Below are 21,222 nucleotides of genomic sequence, written 5' to 3'. Positions count from 1 at the left end.
ATAGTATTAATATCAAAAACTATAAACATATTTATTTTTTTATTCCTGCTAATGCAACTATGTTTAACAAACTCCAAGGTTTATTAAAATGTGGTTGAAAGAAGAAGTCAGTCATTGCAAGTTCTTCTATAGTCATATTATTTTGAATTACTACTGAAAGTGTATTCATAAATTGTGTTAGATCTATTTTTGAAAGTATCTGTCCTCCAAGTACTCTTCTTGTATCTTTATCAAATACAAGTTTTAATAGAGCTTCTTCAAATGTTGGCATGAATTCTGGTCTATAATTATCACTTATTACTACTGACTCTATATTTAAAGATGTAGTACTTTTTGCTACTTCTTCTGTTAAACCTGTTGATGCTATACACTTATCATATATTTTTATTCCTGAAGTACCTTGCGTTCCCATATATTTAAGAGTTGGTTTAATTATATTGTTAGCAACCAATGTTCCCATCCTAACAGCATTAGTTGCTAATGGTATGTAGCGAGTATCTCCTGCCGGATTATATCTAACTACACAGCAATCTCCTGCTGCAAAGACATCTTCTTTACTTGTTTTCATATATTCATCAATTATTATAGCACCATTTGGTAATGTATCTAATTTTCCTTTTACCAATTTAGTATTTGGTGCAAAACCTATACATAATATAACTAAATCTCCTTGATACTCTCCTTTATCTGTTATGACTTGTGATACCTTTCCTTCTTTCCCTTTAAAGCATTTAACTTTCTCTCCTAAAACTAAATTAACATTATGTTTTTTAAATTCAGATTCAGCTATATCTGTAAACTCTTTATCTAAATATTTAGCCATTATTCTATTTTCAGCATCTATTAAAGTTACTTTTTTACCTTTCATTTCAAATGCTTCTGCAAGTTCAACACCTATATATCCTGCGCCTATTATTATTACATTTTTTGAATCAGTACATTTTTGTTCTATAACTTTAGCATGATTATAATTCTTACACAATACGATATTTTCTAAATTTCCACCTTCAAACTTTGGAACTATTGGCCATGAACCTAAAGTAAGAACTAATTTATCATAATTATCTTCGAAGATATCATTTGTTTCTAAATTTTTAACTTTAATATTCTTTTTATCAAAATCTATATCCAATACCTCATGTTTCATATTAGTTTTTATTCCAATGGATTTTAAATTTTCTGGAGAATTATAAAATAGTTTTTCTGTTTCAGTAACAACTCCTCCAATACTTAATGCAATACCACAAGATAGAAAAGAAATATTATCATTTCTTTCATAAACAATAATTTCACTTTCTGGATAAAGTTCTTTTAAATTAACTATAGCAGCAGTCCCTGCATGGGTACATCCTATTACAATAATCTTCATATTAACAACGCTCCTTCAGATATCATATATTAAATAATAATTATTATCTTTTAATATATAATACACTTTTTTATATTATAAGTAAATTGTTTTTATTAAAAAATATATATTCTAATTAAGTTATTACTTTATATACTCTTTTATAAAATTCTTATAGAAAATTATGTGCTGAATTAATAGTATATAATTTAAAACATATATATCATGAATTTTCTATACAAACTTCTTACTATACTGATAAGTCATAAAATTTATAAATATCCTAATATTTGAATTAATTAAAAAATTTTGTTAAAACTTATAGCATTAATAAAATAAACTATATTTTATATTACTAAAAAATTTTATTCAAATAGTAATGATACTAATATACTACTAAGTAAAATAATCATTATAATTAAAACAGAAATTAAAGCTGATATTTCTATACCAAAATGTATAATTACAAGCTTTATACCTGTAAACATTAGTATAAATCCTACCCCATATTTCATAAATTTAAACATATTATTCATTTGAGCTAAAATGTAATACATACTTCTTAAGCCAAGTATTGCAAATATATTGGATGTATACACTATAAATGTATCTGTTGTAATAGAAAAAATTGCTGGTATAGAATCTAATGCAAAAATAACATCTGAAAATTCTATTATTAATAAGACAACAAATAATGGAGTAGCATAAAGAACTTTATTTTTCTTAACAAAAAAATGTTCTCCATGAATATTATTGGTAACTGGCATAATCTTTTTCAATATTTTAACAGCAAAATTATTATGAAATTCTACACTTTCATTTTTACAAAATATCATCTTAAATCCACTGAATAATAAGACTAATCCAAATACATAAAGTACCCAATGAAACTTACTTACTATAGTTACTCCTAATAAGATAAAAATTAATCTCAATATCATAGCTCCAAGAACTCCATATAATAATACTCGTTCTTGATACTGTGGATATATTCCAAAATTCGAAAATATCATTAAAAACAGAAATAAATTATCAAGACTTAAAGACATTTCTATTATATAACCACCAAAATATTCAACTGCTGCTCTATCACCCCTGGTATAAAAAATAAAAATATTAAATAGAACTGATAAAATTATCCAAAATGTTAAATTACGTAATGAACTTTTTGTTTTCATAATTATAAACTCCTTATTAAAACTCTTAAGGTATTTATATTAATAATATTTTAATTTTATCCTTACATAATAAAACTTATTTTTAGATAATTAAAAATCACGCATTATTCTGATATACTCCCTCTATAGTTACAGTTTTATTATTTCAACTGTCTACTATAAAAGAAGCATATCATTATTGTGCGTGATTTTAAATAAATAATTATATAATTTTTTATTTAACTTTAGATATACTCTAAAAACTTATTATACGTTAAATCTAAAGTTAACTACATCTCCATCTTTCATTATATAATCTTTTCCTTCAAGTCTAAATTTACCTTTTTCTTTAGCTGCTGCTTCTGATCCACATTCAACTAAATCATCATATCCAACAACTTCTGCTCTAATAAATCCTCTTTCAATATCAGAATGTATTTTACCTGCAGCTGCTGGAGCTTTTGTTCCTTGTTTAATTGTCCATGCTCTTACTTCTTGAACTCCTGCTGTTAAAAAGCTCATAAGGCCCAATAATTTATATGAAGCTTCAATTAATAAATCTAATCCTGATTCTTTTAATCCATATTCAGCAAGCATTTCACTTTTTTCTTCATCATCTAATCCTGATAATTCTTCTTCAATTTTTGCAGAAACAATCATAACACCTGAATTTTCTTGTTTTGCATATTCTTCAACTTTTTTAACATATTCATTACGTGGATCTCCACTCATAATATCATCTTCTGATACATTACATGCATATAATACAGGCTTTGAAGTAATTAAAAATAAACTTTTTACAAATGCCGCTTCATCTTCATCTACTTCTAATGTTCTAACCGGAAGATTTTTTTCTAAATGTGCTTTAACTCTTTCCATTAATGCATATTCTACTTTAGCAGTTTTATCACCTGATCTAGCTAGTTTTACTGATTTTTCCATTCTTCTTTCTAAAACTTCTAAATCTGAAAATATTAATTCTAAGTTTATAGTCTCTATATCTCTTATTGGATCAACAGAACCTTCTACATGAACAACATTACCATCTTCAAAACACCTAACAACATGAACAATTGATGAAACTTCTCTTATATGAGATAAAAATTTATTTCCTAAACCTTCTCCTTTTGAAGCACCTTTAACTAATCCTGCTATGTCATAAAATTCTATTGCTGTATATACTTTTTTCTTTGTATTATACATCTTTTCTAGAACATCTAATCTCTTATCGGGAACACTAACAACACCTACATTTGGTTCAATTGTGCAGAATGGATAATTTGCTGACTCTGCTCCAGCTTTTGTTATTGCATTAAATAATGTGCTTTTACCTACATTAGGTAAACCTACAATTCCTAACTTCATTTATGTACAGTCCTTTCTTACATTTACTACACCTTTAAAAATTATACTCTAGAAAGTTGTTTATTTCAACTAAAGCATACAAAATAAAGCATTTGGAGAACTACTTCTTTTAATTTAAAGTTAATATATAACATTAAAAATATATAAATTACCATGGTTAATACTTAATAAACTACAAATACTAACTTATGTAGATATAATTTTAGATTGAAGGTGGTTAAATGAAAATTTATTACAAAAAAATAATCTTAGCTTTTATGGTATTTACATTAATAGTAAACTTTCTTCCTTTTAAAGCTAATGCAAATAGTAAAAAGTTAAATAAGGATAATATGCAAGAAATCAAAGAATTTGAAGTATTCCAAGAATTTGATGATCCAAAAATAAGAGATATTTTTTCTTTATTTTCAGAAAAAGGTGAACTTAATTGGTATTTTGTTGGACGTGGAAAAGATCAAATTGCAGAAGGACCAAAAGAATCTTTAAGTTTTCTTAAAGAAAATGATGCTTATTTTTTAGGAAATACCTCTGAAAAAGTAATCTATCTAACATTTGATGAAGGATACGAAAATGGTAACACTGGTAAAATTTTAGATATATTAAAAGAAGTTAATGTACCTGCCGCATTTTTTGTTGTTAAACCTTACATTAAGACTGAACCTGAATTAATTAAGAGAATGGTAGATGAAGGACATCTTGTATGTAATCATAGTTCTCATCACCAATCAATGCCACAAATTCATGATAAAGAAAAATTTGAAAAGGAATTTACTGAAGTAGAAGAAGCATTTAAAGAAGTTACTGGAAAAGATATGCCTAAATATTTTAGACCACCTATGGGAAAATATTCAAAGGAATCATTAGAAATAACTAAAGAATTAGGATATAAATCTATATTTTGGAGTTTTGCTTATAAAGATTGGTTAGTTAAAAATCAACCTACTGAAAATTATGGAATTAAAAAAATAACAAATGGTGCTCATCCTGGATGCATTATGCTCCTTCATGCTGTTTCTGACACTAATACTAAAATATTAGAAACTGTTATAAAAGATCTTCAATCTGAAGGATATGAATTTAAATCTTTAGATGATCTTCCAACAGATTAATAGCTATAATAATCAACATGTTAAACATTAAAGGAAGCCTTAATTAGCTTCCTTTAATGTTATTTTATATTATGTATTTATATAAAGTTTATTTATTTTATATATGCTTATTATAAAATATATTGAGACTAAAAAATATACTTCAACACCTAAATAATCATATTAATCTTCAGGGAAAATATAAGAATTTACTTTTCTGCTTATTACATCTTTTTCTATTAAAGAATTATTAAACATAGTATCTAGTTCCTCTTTTATTTTATCAAAGAATTCTTTATCCTCTCTTAAAGAATTTAAATTAACTTTTACATTAATTATAGAACTCTCTATTGCACAATGAAGTAATATAGCTGACATTCCCAAATCCGAAAGAAGCATTTTATTTCCATACTTACTCATTATATTTAAATTTTTATAAAAATCCATGCATTCTCTTGCTAAATTTAATGGTGGCATCATAGCTTTCTTTGTATTTTCTTTTATTGTTAAAGTTCTTATTTTCTTTTCTTCATCAGTTTCTTTAGGTAATTTATATGAATCCATTAATTTCAAAAATTCTTTTCTATCTTCTTCCATCATTTCTAACGCATTATTAGTAAATTGTTTAGATTTTTCTTGAAATCCTCTTATCATAATCTTAATATCTTCATCTAAAGCTTCATAACTCTTTTTACCAACTGTCAGAGAATATACCATAGAATTTAATGCTCCTGATAATGCTCCTATTAACCCAGCTACACTTCCACCACCTGGTGATGGTGCATCACTTGATACATTTTCTACAAATTCTTTAATTGTTTCTTTATAAAATTCCATTACTTTTGCCCCCTAGTTGTAATTTTGTCTCTATGTTTCAAAATAGTATTTATATTATAGTATAAACATTCACTTAAAATCCAGTAAGATTCTTAACTTATATTTTTATTATCCAATATAGATACCAAATATCCTAAATATATCCAGAATATAATTGATATAAAACTAACTATATATACTAAATTACTTTCAAATACATTTACTGCTACTATTCCAACAATCATAGAAGTTATTGTTGTCATTTGAAATTTTTCTTTTCTTTTTAGTTTATCTAGTTTTTTTATTATAAAAGTTATTATACCTATTAAAAAAATAAATATTAATACTAATGAAATCACTCCATTAACAGTTGCAATCTCAATATAAATATTATGTAATCTTCCACCTTCAATTCCAGGTAAATATTCAACTTCCCTTACATTTCTAACTGACTCTATTAAATCACTATATCCTACTCCAGTTAAAGGGTGCTCTTTTATTACCAAACTAGCTGATTTCCATAATATATTTCTTCCTGTTGTAATCTTATGAAGCTTAGTTTCATTAAATGTAAATCCTATGCTTCCTAATAATAAAGGAATAATTATAAGTGCAGTTCTAAAATATTTATTTTTACAATATACAAATAAAAATAAATATCCTATAGCAATAACAACTAAATAAGCACTTCTTCCTCTTGCCTCAATCATAGAAATTATTTGTACTATTATGTTAACAACATAAAATATTTTAATTTTACCACTTTTACTTTTTGAGTTTAAATATATGCTCATTACAATTGCTAATGCAGCTGCTATTGACAATGCATTTTCATTTATAAAAAGTCCATTCGTATATTCATTAGTATAACCAAATAGAATTTCTCCAACTTTTATAGTTTTTCCTGAAAAACGCATAAACAATGACCCTAATGATAATATAAACATAATTATTGTATAAAAATAAGTTATAATATTCATCTCTTTAATATTTATCTTCTTATCTTTAAATACATCAATTGTATATATTGACATTAATAATATAATATTAAACAACCATTTTTTTATGTTCTCACTATCTCTATAAACAGTTAAGTTAAATATCAATGTAATAATGATAAACCCTGCTAAAGGTATATCAAATTTATAAATTTTTCTTCTTTTATAATCATTAAATATCATAAATAATATCAATAACATTCCCCATGCTAACGCCAAGGTATTTAATAATTTTATTCCTGGTATACATGAAAGAATAGTAACAAAACTCATACTTACAAATAAATATAATAATCTAAAGTACAATCTATTATCTATAACTTCATATATCTTACCTAGTACTTCCCTCATATACTTTTTTATACACTCCTTTAAGATTCTTAACTAATACTTTCTCTGAATAATTAAAAACAGCATTTTTCCTTATATTATCCTTATTATATTTATAATAGTTTTTCTTTATATTTTTTAATGCAAAAACCAATTCTTCTTTATTATTTTTTTCAATAATTAAACCATTATCTTCTTTTATAATATCTTCAGCTCCACCATTTTTAGCTCCTATAACTGGTTTACCACATGCTAGTGCTTCAATATATACTACACCAAAAGTTTCATGTTCTGAAGGTAACACAAAAACATCACAATTTTTCATTTCATATGCTACTTCCTCTCTTGATAATGCACCTAAAAGATTTATTTGACTTTTCATTTCTAAATCTATTATAATTTTTTCCAAAAGTGGTTTAAGTGAACCATCTCCACCTATATTCAAAGTAACATTTTGACCTTTAAATGCTTCTTTAAAAGCTTTAAGTAAAAGTTCCATTCCTTTTCCCTCTTCAAGAAATGCACACGAAAAAAACTTGAATTCAACTTTATCTTCCTTCATTTTATCATTTATATTAAATAAAGATAAATCAACCATATTATGTATTACTTTTATATCCCTATCTATATACTGATTAAGTTCAGTTTTCAAACCATTGCCTACTGCTATTAAGCAGGCTGCTTTTTCATAAGCCTCATAAATATATTTTTTATAACTTTCTTTTAAATATTTTGCATATTCTAAAGATGAATGTTCTGTTATTACTAGTGGTATATTGTATTTTTCACTTATATATGATGCTGCTATAGCTCCCCACATTGCAGAATGAGCATGTATTATATCTACCTTGCCTTCTTTTCTAACAATTTCTTTATATAACTTCTCCATTCTTTTATTAAAACTTTTAAACATAATGGGATTTTTAGGAAAATAGTTAAAATCTTTATATCTATATGTTCTAAGTCCCTCTTCTATATTAAAGTTTATTTTTCTTTTTTCATGAGTTTTTCCGATTAAGGTAATTGGCCAAATTTCATTATAAGCAACTGTGATTTTTTCTCCACTATTTGATAGTGCTTTAAATTGTTCTTTAAAAAAACTTCCATGAACCTTATTTCGAGGAGATGAATACCACGATGGTATTACCATAATGTGCATAATTATCACTTCTCTTCTAATATATTATTTAATTTATTAACTATACTATTCCACTCATATCTATAATCTGGATTAGAAGTTATCTTATCAGCTTTATAAAGATCTATTAATTTATAAAGATTATTTTTAATATCTTTTGATGAATTAATACTAGTAATACATTTTTCATGATTTTCTACTACATCTTTAATTGGATCATTTTCATCACCATATATTATAAATATTTTTCCATTAGTTCCGAAATAATCATATATCTTTGCTGGTATTTGCTTAGAATTTTTATTACCAAATAAAAGTAAAACTTCAGAATTCAGCATATATTTTAATGCTTCATTAAAAGGTATTCTTGATGAAACTTTTGCTATATCTAATTTTTCCAACCTTTTTTTGCCTTCAACATCATCAATATTACCAAAGAATAAAACATTAAGCATATTATAATACTCTTTATTTTCATTTTTCAATTCTTCTAAAGCCTCTATAAACGGATTTATATTTCTTAACTTTGAAAATATTTCTCCTGCATAAACAACATTTACTTTATTGTTATTTATAAGATTTGGTGTTTCTTCTAATGATAATTTTTCATAGAGTCCTTTATCAAACCCTCTGTTTAATACATAAGTTTGTTTTTGTGTTAAAAAAGTATATTCTTTTATATAGTCTTTTCTATTCTCTTCTGTAACAAAAATAAATTTATCTGCTAAATCAACAACATCCCTTTCCATTTTACTTTCAATAATTTTTTTTACTATAAATGATTTTTGCCTTGTTGAATCTTTAAGCCATGGGTCACTCCAATATGTAATCCACGGTATATCTTTAAATTTTTTCTTTATATAATAGGCACATAAATGAGAAGATGGTGGTTCATGCATAGAAAATATCACATCAAATTTTTCATTTTTCATAAGATTCATACCATAGGTTGATGCTTTCTTCGCCCATCCATAATACATATCTGGAATTACTAAAGAATTCTTTATTTTTCTTAAAATCTTCTTTCTTTTTCCTACATTTGTCTTTAAATCTTCAGAAGATTTTCTTGGCATCAATTTTTTAAAAACAGGCCCTCCACCTATTAAATGACATTTAATTTTTGTATCCATCATAGAAAATAAATATTCATCATAATATATTGAATTTTTAGGGAAATTAACTGTTAATAGATGTACTTCATTCCCATTAATCTCACTTAGCTTATTTAAATACTGTAAAGTCTCAATAGCAGCTGAATTATTTATTAATGGAGAATAGCATGCAATAAATAGTATTTTCATTTGTCCTCCTATTTTTTAACCTTTCTTAAAATTAAATTTTTTACTTCTGTAATTTCTTTAATTTTAAATACATAACATAATATAATATATACTATAATACCGATTATAGTACCAAAAAATAAAACTAATATTTTCGATATTCTCATCTCTATAAAATTAACAAAAATAATAATTACTGTTCCCATTAAAATTGAATTAAAAACAATAATGACTATTTTCTTTATTATATCTTTAAGTTTAAAGTTCTTTTCTATTTTAATAATACTACTAAAAAGTAATATTGACGTTATCATCATTGCTATAGCTGAAGCTAATGCTATTCCAGCAATACCCATATATTTTGATAAAGTAATGCTAAGTATTACATTGATAGTTACCCCTATAATACCATTTAAAGTTGTAATCTTGGTTTTGCCCATAGAAAATAAAGTTGAATTTAAAATATCTCTCATCCCAGTAAAAAATATTCCAAATGAATAACCAAATAAAGCTAATACTGTTAACTTTACTGCATCTTCATCAAATTTTCCTCTTTCATATATAATGCTAACAATATCTTTTTTAAATACTATAATTCCAACTGTAATCGGAATTAAAAGAAGCGCTAAATATATTATTGATTGTTTCAATATTCCTATAAATTCCTTATGCTTACCATCATTTCTTGCATTTGATAGCATTGGATAAGCAACACTTGAAATAGATGTTGTAATTATGCTGTTTATAAAAAATATCAACTTTTCTGCATATCCTAATGCAGAAATTGATCCTTCTGAAAAAGATGAAGCAATAGCTTTGTCTACCATAACATTTAAAGAATTAGCTCCTGCTGCAATAATTACTGGAATTATTAATATTAAGATACCTTTTAATTCTTTATCTTTAAATTTAATAAAAAATTTATATCTATATCTATGCGAAACTAAGGAAGGTACTTGAATTACTACTCTCAAAAAGTTTCCTATAACATTTGCTATAGTCAATCCCATAATATCATAATTCTTGAAAAATAGTAAATATACAATCATCGGCAAATTAAAAAACAGACCTAAAATTGAAGGTATAACAAAATCTTCATTTACTTGAAGTAATGCTGTAAAACATGCATTAATTGACATAAATAAAAGGTTTATTAAAGTAATTCTAGTTAATTTAACTGCTATTAAAGTTGTATTATCATCAAATCCATGTCCTAATAATCCCACTATCTCTTTTGAAAAAATACTTGTTATTATAAAAATTGCTATTGAAATAATAAATAATATATTAATTACATTATTGGCAAACTTATACATTTCTTTTTCATTTTTCTTTGCTCTTATTTTGCTAAGCACTGGTAAAAAAGAAGTAGATATAGCAAGTCCAACTAGCATAAAAATTGTTTCTGGAATAGTTACAGCTACATTATAAGCATCAGTATACATACCTGCTCCAAAATTGTTAGCAATAAGCATATCTCTAACAAATCCTATAATTCTACTTATACATGATACTATCATTATTATAAAAGTTGATTTTAATAAACTAGTCTGCCTCATCTTATCACCTATTTGTTATACTTTATCACTGTTATTAAGAATTTAGGAATTGAAGTTAATCTTCTAATTCTCCAAGGTTCTTTAGCTACTCTATATAACCACTCTAATCCTAAATTTATCATCCATTTAGGTGCTCTTTTTGATATTCCTGAAAAAATATCAAAACTTCCTCCAACGCCCATAAATACTTTGCATGGTAATGTCTCCATATTGCTTTCAATAAAGTACTCTTGTCTAGGACATCCCATTGCCACAAAAATAGCCCATGGTTTTTTTTCTCTTATATCATCTAATATCTCTTCACAATTGTTTAAATCAAAAAAACCATTATGTAAACCTGATAAAATTAAGTTTGGAAATTCTTTTTTTATATTTTCTGAACACTTTCGTAAAATTTCTTCTTTAGCACCTAAAAGGTATATTGATTTTTTCTCTAAATGTGCTATTTTTAAAATTTCTTTCATAACATCTATTCCTGCTATTTTCTCTTCAACAGGCTTTTTTAATATTTTAGATGCTATCACTGTTCCAACACCATCTGGTATTATAATACTATTTTCTTTTTTAAAACTTTTATTGAGTAATTCATCATTTAATCCATTAAACAATACTTCTGGATTACCTGATATAATATTAACCTTTTCATAACTTTTTATGTATTTTAGTAATTCAACTTTGCTTTTATTAAAAATTTTAAAGTTAAGTATTTCTGTAAACATAATATTTGTTACTTAAAAAATCCCAGTTTAGTAACATAATAATTTTCTAAACTTTTTATTTTAGTAACTTCTCCTTTCAGTATTGGTTATTATTATCTTTTATTCAACTATTATATCATATAATAGCTTCCTTTATATTCAAATATTTCTATATGAATATATAAAAAACACTATCAAAGCATATATTAATAATTTTTATTATTACTATATTTAAATTAATGTTAATATTGAGTATAAAATCAAGCTGGAATTGGACTTCAATCATATCCATGAACTTTATAACTAATGTCTATAAATTCATAATAGATACTAGTTAACAATTTTTAATCCTCTATTAAAGACACGTTCCTTCTCAGATTAATAAACTTTATTTATACTACAATATAAACATATTTAAAAATAAAGCATAAAAATTATAAACGCAACTATTTGATAGTGCTTTTAATTTACACTTGTAAAGTTTTTTCTAATTCTTTTACAATATCATCATCTGGATTTAATTTTTTAGCAATTTCTAAATGTAATTTTGCTTCTTCATTATTTCCTAAGTTCATATAACACATTACAATATTAGTACAAATCACAACATCTCTAGATGCTTCAAATGCCTTCTTAAAATATTTTATTGCTTCTTCGTAATTTTTCATACAAGCATAATTTATTCCAAGTTCATTAACTACTTCAAGTATTCCTGATTCAAGACTTAAACTTTCATTTAAATAATATATTGCCTTTTCATAATTTTCTAAATTTCTATATCCAATAGCAATATAATAATAAATAAGTGGATTTTTTTCAAACTGTTCACTTAATGGTAACAACATTTCTATTGCCTTTTCTGGCTCTTCATTTAATAGTTCAATCGCGTTTTCGTATTGCCCTATATTATTAATGTCATTTATTATTTGTGATATCTCATCAGTTTTTATTCCACCTTTATTTAAATAGCTATCTATTTCATTTTTTGCATTTATATAATCTCCCTTATCTCTTAAAATTAATGCATTATAAAGATAAGGTTCTGGCATCTTATTAAACTTAATTTTTCCTTCTTCAATATCTTCTAATAAAATTTCATTAAAACTAGAATCTTTTTCTCTTATAGCTTCTCCTGTTAATAAAAGATTTTTAAACACTTCTTCTTCTCTGTTGTATCTATATAACCCTCTTAACAATACATAAGCGTCTTCTAGTCTTTCTTCTTTCACTCTATTTGCAATAAGGCTTTTAACGCATTCTTCAGCATTAGGAATATATGTTAATACCACCCCGTAATCTTCATTATATCTTAACTTTTCATCACACCCAAATGATATAAACATGCCTTCAATAAAGTAATATATTGGTAAATTCTTCATTTTTATTTCATCATTCACATTTGAAGTAATATACTCAGAACTTATTGGCATATATAAATCATCATTATTAAATGTAACATATTCAGGGATTTTTAAAGTCTTTTTAAATCCTTCTTTATCCATCTCCAAAAATAAAATTTTACTTAATTTGTCTTTAAACATTGTTTTATAATCCATAGTTATTATTGCACCACCTAAATTAACTTATTAAACATCTTGTAATTATATCCTTATTTCATAATTAATGATAGTCTATCTTAAAAAATTATTATACCACTATATATTAAAAACATATAATTTTATATTGTCAATACATAACAACATAGAACTTACTGGATGAATGTATATAAGTCAAGTTTCCTATTTTAATTTTGTCCATAAGTTTTCTACTATAATATACACATTTATTTAAAATATAACTAACTAAAAGCTGTTTTAAATGGTCAATTGATCATTTAAAACAGCTTTTCTTAAATAAATTAAATTCATTAATTTATCATTAATTTAATTTATCATTTATTAAATTCATTACTTTTTCTTTAAACTCTGCTATTTCTTTTATTGCACCATCTAAACTACTACCCTTTATTGCTAAATAAACTTTCATCTTTGGTTCAGTACCTGATGGTCTTACTACAAAATACGAATCATCTTCAAGCATAAATTTTAATACATTTGATTTAGGTAATTTAATTTCAGTTTGAGTTTTATCTAACATATTTTGCTCAACGCTTAACTTATAATCTAACTTAGTAACTACTTTTACATTACCAATTTGTTCTATATCAGAATTTCTCATAGCTTCTAGACATGATGCTATTTTTTCTTGACCTTCCTTGCCAGCTAATTCTAAAGATACAAGAGCTTCTCTGAAATATCCATACTTTTCATATAACTGAATTAAAGCATCATATAAGCTTTTTCCTTGTTCTTTATAATATAAACACATTTCACAGATTAGCATTGAAGCTATTACAGCATCTTTATCACGCACAAAATCTCCAGCAAGATATCCATAACTTTCTTCAAATCCAAATAAATAAGTACTTTCTCCTGATTCTTTAAATTCTCTAATCTTTTCACCTATATATTTGAATCCAGTTAATACGTCTATAAGTTTTATATTGAAATCTTCTGCTATACTTCTAGCACCCTCTGTAGTTACGATCGTTTTTATCACAGTACCATTGTCTGGTAATTTATTAGTTTCTTTTAAAGAACTTAATATATAATGTGTTAATAATAACCCTGTTTGATTACCTGTTAATACCTTATATTCTCCATTACTGTCCTTAACAACTACACCTATTCTGTCACAGTCTGGATCTGTACCAAATATAATATCCGGATTTGAAGTATTAGCCATTTTTAAAGCTAATTCAAATACATCTGGATTTTCTGGATTTGGATAAGATGCTGTTGGAAAATTACCATTTGGAGCCTCTTGTTCTTTAACAACTTCTACATTACTATATCCTAATTCTTTTAATACCCTTCTTACTGGAACATTTCCTGAACCATGAATCGGAGTATATATAACTTTTAAAGTATCAGCTTTACTATCAACCAATTCTTTTCTTATAGTTAATCCTTTAACCCTATCAACATATAATTTATCTATATCTTCTCCTATATATTGTAACAGTCCACTTTCTAATGCTTCTTTTTCATTAATATTTTTAATTTGCGAAAAATCTTCAATAGAATTTACACAAGAAATTATTTTCTTTGCTTTCTCATCTGTCACTTGTCCACCGAATTCATCATACACTTTATAACCATTGTATTGTTTTGGATTATGTGAAGCAGTTACTACAATACCACCATTACATTTTAATTCTCTTGTTGCAAAAGATAATACTGGAGTTGGTCTTAAACTTTCATATAAAAATACTTTTATATTATTTGCACATAAAGTAAGTGCTGCTGCTGTAGCAAATTCTTTAGACATATTTCTTGAATCATATGCTATTGCAACTGAAGGTTTATTAAAATTTTCATTTAAATAATTTGCAAAACCTTGAGTGGCTTTTGATACAGTATATATATTCATTCTATTACTTCCAGCGCCTATTACACCTCTTAAACCACCAGTACCAAAATCTAAATCTTTATAAAATCTATCTTCTATTTCCTTTTCATCAGCTATATTTTTTAATTCATTTTTTGTTTCCTCATTAATGCTGTCTGAATTAAGCCATGAGTTATACTTCTCTTTGTAATTCATCTAAATTCCTCCCACTTTTCACTCAATATCTATATCATTATACAATACTTATAAATAATAAAAAATACCTTATTTAATATTTTATACGATTTCATAGAAAAAAATTGAAAATAATCCCATAATTTTTCTCGAAAGTAAATGTTAATTTGTCAAATTTTTTATTACATATATTCTTTTAACATATTAAAAAAAATATGTCAAACAAATCATATTTTTTAAGTTTTCTATAAAAAAACCATTTGTCTAAAAAATATTTTTCAAACAAATGGTTTTTATTATTTATTATCATTTTTTATTTCCATAACTTCTTCTATACTAAGACCTGTTGCTTCTGCTATTTCATCAATATCTGTGAATCCCATTAAATCTTCTGCTAGTGAAATCATAAGTTTTTTAACATTATCTTGAACCTTTTCTGGTAAATCAGAAAATTCTCCTAAATTATCTGTTAAATTTAACGTTCCAAATTCTTCTTCATTTTCATTTTTTAATTTAAGAATTTTTCTTTTATGCTTCTTAAGCTTACTATATTCATCCAAGTATATAAGTTTATCCCTGTTAGGTTCTAAGTCTTCTTCAGAAAATACTTCTATTCCTTCTTTTTCTAATAAATATGCTGTTATACCCATTCCTTCAATTTTATTGCCTTGAAACGTTCCATCATAAACATTATTTACTCCACATGATGGACTATTTTCTTTTAATATAGCTTTTGTTGCTCCTATATCCTTAGCAATTTTTAAAGTTTCATAAGCTCCTTTTATAAATTGATTTGTCACATTAATTCCATCACTTGTAATAGCATTTCCTTTTCCATTTAATATGTTGCTTGATAAATTTTGCAATTCAGTAGGAGTTCTTGGAGTACATAGTCCACCTAACTGTTCAGGACATACTAATATAGCTTTCCCCTGTCTAAATAACTTTGCACAACTTTCATCAAAATTATTTTTCCCATTATATTTACAGTTAACTCCACATAAGCAAGCACTGATTACATACATTAAAATCACCTCTATTTTTAATAGAAACTATATTTACGTTAGTCTATTTTAAATTTAAAACATAGCATTTTATTTAAGTTCTGCTATTGTTGCTCCATCTCCACCTTCTCCATAACCACCTAATCTATAGTTTTTAACATGTGGATGTCTCTTTAACATGTCATTTATAGCTTTTCTAAGTACCCCTGTTCCTTTTCCGTGAACTATTGTAACCTCTCCAAGGTTAGACATATAAGCATCATCTAAGTACTTATCAACCCTGTAACATGCTTCTTCCGCATCTAGTCCTCTTAAATCTATTCTAGATTCAACATTACTAAGATTTAATTTTACTTCTCTTTTCTTTTTAACTTTTTCAGCTTTTGTTTGTTTAGTTTTTCTTAAATCTTTAAGTTTTACTGAAATTTTCATAATTCCAGCTTCTACTTGTACTTCGCCCTTAGAATCTGGCATAGAAATAATTACAACAGTTTGATTTAGTGAAGGTAAAAATGCTTCCATTCCTAATGTAACTTTTTCTATTAACTCTCCATTATCTTCTTTTATTCTATGTAATTTCTTTTCTCTTTCTTCTAAACTGTCTTTTAACTTTTTACGTTCTTCTTCTAATCTTTGTCTTCCACCAGTTGATATCCCTAACTTTTCAAGTTCTCTCATTGCTTTTAATATTTCATCTGCTTCATCTTTCGCATTTGCAACTATTTCTTTTGCTTCACTTCTAGCTTCCATATACACTTTATCTCTAGTTTGATCCAGTTTTGCAAGTTTTTGCTCATAACTTCTTTTTAATTCTTCAGCTTCACTTCTAATAAGTTTTGCATCTCTAGCTTCCTTTTTAGCTATTATACTTTTCTCTTGAAGTTCTCTAATTAAATCTTCAAACTGTAAATTTTCATTAGACATATATTCCTTTGCAGATTTGATCACCTCATCATTTAAACCTAATCTTCTAGAAATTTCAAATGCATTAGATTTTCCTGGTACACCTATTAATAACCTATATGTAGGTTTTAATGTATTTATGTCAAATTCCACTGAAGCATTTTCAACACCTTGAGTCTTTAAAGCATATGCTTTAAGCTCACTATAGTGAGTTGTAGCTATAAGTTTTGCTCCTCTATTTCTTAAAGTCTCTAAAATAGATACAGCAAGCGCTGCACCTTCTGCTGGGTCAGTTCCTGCTCCTAATTCATCAAATAATATTAAAGATTTATCATCAGCATTTTCTATAATTCTAACAATATTAGTTAAATGTGATGAAAATGTTGAAAGACTTTGCTCTATACTTTGTTCATCACCTATATCTGCAAATACTTCTTTAAAAAAACTTATTGATGAATTATCTTTTGCTGGTATTAAAAGCCCACTTAATGCCATTATATGTAATAATCCTACAGTTTTTAATGTAACAGTTTTTCCTCCTGTATTCGGTCCTGTTATCATTAATGTATTGAATTCTTCACCTAAATATATATCTGAAGGAATAACCTTATCTGCTTCAATTAAAGGATGTCTTCCTAGTATAATATTAAATATCCCATCCTCTCTTACATTTGGTTTTATTGCATTTAACGTACAAGCATATTTACCTTTTGCAAATATAAAATCAAACTGAATAAGTACTTTAAAATTACTTTCACATTCATCTGAATGATCTTTAACTTTTAATGATAATGCAGTAAGAATTCTATCTATCTCTGCTTTTTCTTTTAACATAAGTTCTTTTATTTCATTATTTAAATTTACTAAACTCATAGGCTCTATAAAAAATGTTGCACCGGTTGAACTTTGATCGTGAACAAGACCAGGTACTGCACTCTTGTATTCAGCTTTTACAGGAATTACATATCTATCCCCTCTCATAGTATATAATGAATCTTGTAAGTACTTTGCATTGCTTTTAACAATCGAAGTTATTTTTTCTCTAACAGAAGAATTTTTTTCTTTAAGGCTTCTTCTTATATTGTATAATGTCGTACTAGCCTTATCACTTATTTCCTCTTCTGAAACTATAGCTTTTTCTATTTCATTTTCTAAATCAGTAACAGGGGCTAAAATATAAGCTAAATCTTCTAATCTTTCATAAGCTTCTTCTTGTTCTTCTCTTTTAAAAAATTCTTTCATTTTTCTAGTTGCTCTAAGCATTCCACCAACTTTTAATAGTTGTTCTGGAGTCAAAGTTCCACCTTTTTTAGCTCTTTCAAGAGATTCATTAACATCAAATAATCCTTCTAAAGGAGGTGTTCCTTTTTTCATTAGAACTTCTAATGCCTCATTAGATTCATTTAAATTATTATTTATTTCATACACATTATCAAAAGGCTCTAATTCATCTATTTTTTTCTTTGCTACACTACTATGTGCATATTTTTTAAGTTTTTCCTTAACTTTATTAAATTCTAAAACTCTTAAAGATCTTTCATTCATCTACCAATTCTCTCCTCTATTCTACACCTCGTCTATAATGACCCTTAGTATAAGTTCTATTATCACTTTTTTTATTATTTTTAACTTCATCTAAAATTATTTTTACTTCATCATAACTTTCATCTTTAAAATCAATTCTAAATGTTGAAATACCAAACCCTTCTAATTCATCAATTTCTTCAACTAAATTTAATGGTAATGAATTTAAAATATGAGTTCTACAACTATTATCTCCTAATACTTTAAATTCTTCATTTTTTCTATCTACTAGAGTAAATGTATCTTTCATACAAGCACCATTACATTGTTTTTTGCTTGATTTATTTCCAAATGTGCTTCCTATAGGACAATATTCACTTACCATCAATTCAGTTTTTCCATATACACCAACTGCAGCATTAAAATCAACATTTTTCATAAGTTCTTTTATTTCTTTTCTATTTAACTCTAAACTTAAAGTTAACATCTCTATATCTTCACGATAAAAATCTAATGCCTCTTTGTTAAATATGTTTAATTTATAATCTCCTATTAAAAATAATTTATCCCTATATAACTTGATTATTCCTACATTTGAGGTTATTATCCCTTTTATATATGGTCTAACTTCTTCTATCTGTTTAACTACATTATTAAACTCTTCTTTTATTATATTAGGAGTCATAAAATATAAATTCTTATCTTTTATATTTTTAAAATCTTCTAAACTTAAAGCATCTTTATGTTTACCATAAGAAATATCTAAAGCTATATTTTTAACATTATCATCTTCTATTAACGCTTTTAACTGCTCTTTAGTAATACAACTATATATATTTCCTAAACATTCTCCTAACTTTAACTTTTTATCTTCTTTGGATCCTTGAATTCTCTTTCGTCTAAATGAAGATGTTTCTTCTTTTAAAATCTTTTCGAATAATTCTCTTCTTAAATTATTCAAAGAAGATATTCTAATAAATCCATCTTCAAACGCATTAAATAATATTTTATCAAACTTATATGGAATTTCTCCTGATTTTTTTAAAGCTTCCTCTACCCTCTCTATATTTAATGGTGAATTAGTAGCCTTTTCAACATTTTCACCTAAAACTTCATATTCTTTTCCATTGAAATTTGTTTTAAGAAGTATAGGGAATCCAACCTTAAATTCCACCTCTCCTATAAGTGAAAGTTTTCTTTTATATAGCTTTATATGTTCCTTTAACTCATCATACATCTTTTTATCAGACATTTTGTATATGCTATTTCCCTTTTTATATCCATTAGGAATTAGTTTAACTTTATCACCTTTAAATGCTTCCTTTACTTCTTTTCCATTAAGTAATATTTTACTCAATACAAATCCTTCTTCTCCATATCTTATACCGTCTCCAATAGCTACATTTCCATCTAATAATACTTCACCTTTGTCTAAAGCTTTTCCTATTAGGATTCCAGTATTTTTAGGAAAATTATAACTCATCATATCTTTTCCTACATTCTTATATAGATATGCCTTAGAAAAACCTTCTCTATTAAAAAGTTGAAATAAATCATTTCTTCCCTTATTTAAATCAAACTTCTTTTTATCTACTACTTTATCAATAGCTTTTCTATATATGTTTACAACTCCTGAAACATATTCCGCTCTTTTCATCCTACCTTCAACTTTTAAAGAAGATGTTCCACTCTCTACTAAACCTTGGATATCATCAATTAAACACATATCTTTTGGACTTAATAAATAAGCCTTTTTTGAGCCACTTTTTTCTCCTATTAAAGTATACTGCATTCTACATGGTTGAGCACATCTGCCTCTATTTCCACTTCTTCCACCAATCATAGAACTCATTAAACATTGTCCTGAATAACATACACAAAGTGCACCATGAACAAATATTTCTGTCTCTATTCCTAAGTCTTTTGATATATATTTAATTTCATTTAAAGAAAGTTCTCTTGATAATACTATCCTTGATAAACCTTTTTCAGTGAAGTATAATGCGCCTTCACCATTATGTACTGTCATTTGAGTAGAAGCATGAAGTTCAAAATCTGGATATATACTTCTTATTAAATTTATAAGTCCAACATCCTGAATAATTAAGGCATCTACCCCTATTTCATAAAGATAACCAACATATTTCAAAGCTTCTTTAAGTTCATTTTCTTTTAATAATGTATTAATAGTAACATATATTTTAACACCATAACTATGAGCATAGTCTACTGCCTTCATCATCATCTCATTATCAAAGTTTGAAGCATATGCTCTTGCTGAAAATTTATTTCCTCCAAGATATATAGCATCTGCTCCTCTATTTATAGCAGCAATTAAACTTTCTTTGCTTCCCGCAGGTGCTAATAATTCTATTTTTTTCATTAGATTCCTCCTAAGTATTATTGTAATTATAAGTTTTTCTTTTTTT

The 21,222-nt window shown here is 25.9% G+C and carries 15 protein-coding genes; 1 reads left to right on the top strand and 14 read right to left on the bottom strand.

The window, feature by feature from the left end; translation table 11 throughout:
• Positions 1-31 precede the first annotated feature (31 nt).
• The 3 genes from KYD98_RS12415 to ychF all read right to left on the bottom strand — a co-directional run bounded on the left by KYD98_RS12415 (position 32) and on the right by ychF (position 3,870).
• Positions 32-1,369, bottom strand: a complete 1,338-nt coding sequence (locus KYD98_RS12415) for an FAD-dependent oxidoreductase (protein ID WP_219780368.1) — start codon at positions 1,367-1,369, stop codon at positions 32-34.
• A gap of 344 nt (positions 1,370-1,713) precedes the next feature.
• Positions 1,714-2,526 carry a TerC/Alx family metal homeostasis membrane protein gene (locus tag KYD98_RS12410; RefSeq protein WP_219780367.1) on the bottom strand — a complete coding sequence of 271 codons (813 nt, stop codon included), beginning with the start codon at positions 2,524-2,526 and terminating at the stop codon, positions 1,714-1,716.
• A gap of 246 nt (positions 2,527-2,772) precedes the next feature.
• Complete coding sequence (gene ychF, locus KYD98_RS12405; protein WP_219780366.1) at positions 2,773-3,870, bottom strand: redox-regulated ATPase YchF; 1,098 nt, start codon at positions 3,868-3,870, stop codon at positions 2,773-2,775.
• Positions 3,871-4,202: 332 nt separating this feature from the next.
• Here ychF and pdaA point away from each other — a divergent pair, with 332 nt between their 5' ends.
• The gene (gene pdaA / locus KYD98_RS12400; protein WP_258049814.1) at positions 4,203-4,979 is read left to right on the top strand and encodes a delta-lactam-biosynthetic de-N-acetylase; all 777 of its coding nucleotides are present in this window, start codon (positions 4,203-4,205) and stop codon (positions 4,977-4,979) included.
• Positions 4,980-5,141: 162 nt separating this feature from the next.
• Here pdaA and KYD98_RS12395 read toward each other — a convergent pair whose 3' ends face one another.
• From KYD98_RS12395 to KYD98_RS12345, 11 genes are all read right to left on the bottom strand, one after another.
• Positions 5,142-5,795 (bottom strand): cyclodeaminase/cyclohydrolase family protein, encoded by a 654-nt coding sequence (locus KYD98_RS12395; protein WP_219780364.1) that lies wholly within the window; start codon positions 5,793-5,795, stop codon positions 5,142-5,144.
• Between the two features lie 92 nt (positions 5,796-5,887).
• The gene (locus tag KYD98_RS12390; protein ID WP_219780363.1) at positions 5,888-7,123 is read right to left on the bottom strand and encodes an O-antigen ligase family protein; all 1,236 of its coding nucleotides are present in this window, start codon (positions 7,121-7,123) and stop codon (positions 5,888-5,890) included.
• A complete protein-coding gene (locus KYD98_RS12385; protein WP_219780362.1) occupies positions 7,104-8,261 on the bottom strand; it encodes a glycosyltransferase in 1,158 nt (385 codons plus the stop codon). Before KYD98_RS12385 ends, KYD98_RS12390 begins: the two co-directional genes overlap by 20 nt.
• 5 nt (positions 8,262-8,266) lie before the next feature.
• Positions 8,267-9,541 (bottom strand): glycosyltransferase family protein, encoded by a 1,275-nt coding sequence (locus tag KYD98_RS12380; protein WP_219780361.1) that lies wholly within the window; start codon positions 9,539-9,541, stop codon positions 8,267-8,269.
• Between the two features lie 8 nt (positions 9,542-9,549).
• Positions 9,550-11,079 (bottom strand): murein biosynthesis integral membrane protein MurJ, encoded by a 1,530-nt coding sequence (gene murJ, locus KYD98_RS12375; protein ID WP_219780360.1) that lies wholly within the window; start codon positions 11,077-11,079, stop codon positions 9,550-9,552.
• Between the two features lie 8 nt (positions 11,080-11,087).
• A complete protein-coding gene (locus tag KYD98_RS12370; protein ID WP_219780359.1) occupies positions 11,088-11,798 on the bottom strand; it encodes a WecB/TagA/CpsF family glycosyltransferase in 711 nt (236 codons plus the stop codon).
• A gap of 446 nt (positions 11,799-12,244) precedes the next feature.
• A complete protein-coding gene (locus KYD98_RS12365) occupies positions 12,245-13,333 on the bottom strand; it encodes a tetratricopeptide repeat protein (RefSeq protein WP_219780358.1) in 1,089 nt (362 codons plus the stop codon).
• A gap of 322 nt (positions 13,334-13,655) precedes the next feature.
• Positions 13,656-15,383 (bottom strand): phospho-sugar mutase, encoded by a 1,728-nt coding sequence (locus KYD98_RS12360; RefSeq protein ID WP_219780357.1) that lies wholly within the window; start codon positions 15,381-15,383, stop codon positions 13,656-13,658.
• A gap of 275 nt (positions 15,384-15,658) precedes the next feature.
• Positions 15,659-16,387: a 2-thiouracil desulfurase family protein gene (locus KYD98_RS12355; RefSeq protein WP_219780356.1), complete on the bottom strand. Its 729-nt coding sequence runs from the start codon at positions 16,385-16,387 to the stop codon at positions 15,659-15,661.
• Between the two features lie 69 nt (positions 16,388-16,456).
• Positions 16,457-18,814, bottom strand: coding sequence for an endonuclease MutS2 (locus KYD98_RS12350; RefSeq protein WP_219780355.1), 2,358 nt, complete (start codon positions 18,812-18,814; stop codon positions 16,457-16,459).
• Between the two features lie 16 nt (positions 18,815-18,830).
• Positions 18,831-21,176 (bottom strand): U32 family peptidase, encoded by a 2,346-nt coding sequence (locus KYD98_RS12345; protein WP_219780354.1) that lies wholly within the window; start codon positions 21,174-21,176, stop codon positions 18,831-18,833.
• Between the last annotated feature and the right edge of the window lie 46 nt (positions 21,177-21,222).

This window comes from Clostridium weizhouense (assembly GCF_019431045.1).
GTDB classification, from domain to species: Bacteria; Bacillota; Clostridia; order Clostridiales; family Clostridiaceae; genus Clostridium; species Clostridium weizhouense.
The sequence above is the reverse complement of the archived record's forward strand: the minus strand, read 5'-3'. Positions and strand labels throughout refer to the sequence as shown.